General features: G+C 71.3%; 2 protein-coding genes. Both read right to left on the bottom strand.

The window, feature by feature from the left end; translation table 11 throughout:
- Positions 1 to 141: 141 nt before the first annotated feature.
- Positions 142 to 858 (bottom strand): 50S ribosomal protein L1, encoded by a 717-nt coding sequence (rplA, locus tag ACIBTX_RS20705; protein ID WP_355053306.1) that lies wholly within the window; start codon positions 856 to 858, stop codon positions 142 to 144.
- Positions 859 to 936: 78 nt separating this feature from the next.
- On the bottom strand, positions 937 to 1,368 hold the full coding sequence (rplK, locus tag ACIBTX_RS20710) for a 50S ribosomal protein L11 (RefSeq protein WP_355053307.1): 432 nt from the start codon (positions 1,366 to 1,368) through the stop codon (positions 937 to 939).
- Positions 1,369 to 1,649: the final 281 nt, after the last annotated feature.

Here is a 1,649-nt window from a genome sequence, read left to right on the forward strand (position 1 = left end):
GACCCCCCCCCCCCCCCCCCCCCCCCCCCCCCCCCCCCCCCCCCCCCCCCCCCCGCCGCGCCCCCCCCCCCCCCCCCCCCCCCCCGGGCGCGCCCCCCCCCCCCCCCCCCCCCCCCCGCCCCGGTGGAGCGATGAGTCGGCTCAGGCGTCGGCCGAGTCCTCGGTCAGGTTCTTCACCAGGTTCGGGTCGACCGGAACGCCCGGGCCCATCGTGGTGGTGAGGATGACCTTGCGGAGGTACTTGCCCTTGGCGGCGGACGGCTTGGCCCGCAGCACCTCGTCGAGCACCGCGGCGTAGTTGTCCACCAGCTGGCTCTCCGAGAAGGAGGCCTTGCCGATGATCAGGTGCAGGTTGGAGTGCTTGTCCACCCGGAAGGTGATCTTGCCGCCCTTGATGTCCTGCACCGCCTTGGTGACGTCCATGGTCACCGTGCCGGTCTTCGGGTTCGGCATGAGACCGCGCGGGCCCAGGATCCGCGCGATCCGGCCGATCTTGGCCATCTGGTCCGGCGTGGCGATCGCCGCGTCGAAGTCGAGCCAACCACCCTGGATACGGGCGACCAGCTCGTCGGTGCCCACCTCGTCCGCACCCGCCGCGGCGGCCTCCTCGGCCTTCGCGCCGCTGGCGAAGACGATCACGCGGGCGGTCTTACCGGTGCCGTGCGGCAGGTTGACCACACCGCGGACCATCTGGTCCGCCTTGCGGGGGTCGACGCCGAGGCGCATGGCGACCTCGACCGTGGCGTCGAACTTGACGTTGGTGGTCTCCTTGGCCAGCTTCACGGCCTCGGCGGGGGTGTAGAGCTTCGACCGGTCGATGACGTCGGCGGCCTTGCGGTAGCTCTTGCTGCGCTGCATTGCTGATTACTCCTGTGGTCTCTGGCGGGCCGCTCGGCGCGAGCCCTCCCACGATCGGGTCGTCGGCGGAGGCCGACGTCAGTCGTTGACGGTGATGCCCATCGACCGGGCGGTGCCGGCGATGATCTTCTCGGCCTGGTCCAGGTCGTTGGCGTTGAGGTCGGCCATCTTCTTCTCGGCGATCTCACGCAGCTGGGCGCGGCTGACCGAGCCGACCTTGGTCGCCTGCGGAACGCCCGAGCCCTTCTGCACACCGGCGGCCTTGATCAGCAGCCGGGCGGCGGGCGGGGTCTTCAGCACGAAGGTGAAGGACCGGTCCTCGTACACGCTGATCTCGGCGGGGACGATGTCGCCCCGCTGGGACTCGGTCTGCGCGTTGTAGGACTTGCAGAACTCCATGATGTTCACGCCGTGCTGACCGAGCGCGGGGCCGACCGGCGGCGCCGGCGTGGCCTGGCCCGCCGGCAGCTGAAGCGTGAACGTCTTGACGAGCTTCTTCTTCGGAGGCATGTCACTTCCTGGGGCTTGGAGCTGGGAAAATGCGGCCGTCGCCGCCGCGGCTGGGCGCGCACGGTCAGCGCGATGCGACAGCGGCGACGTTCAAGAGTAGCGCACGCCGCAGCCCGCTCGTCCGCCGAGGTCGAGCGGGAGGGCGTACGCCGACGTCGGCGGCGGGGGGGGCCCCCCGCCGCCGACCAAAACATATTTGCGGCCAGGTTGTAGTTTAGCTCCACCCGGGGGTCCCCGCCGCAGAGCGCCACCCCCACCGTGTGCGTCTGCTGGGCGGGGGT

The organism is Micromonospora sp. NPDC049359 (assembly GCF_044466585.1).
GTDB lineage: Bacteria > Actinomycetota > Actinomycetes > Mycobacteriales > Micromonosporaceae > Micromonospora.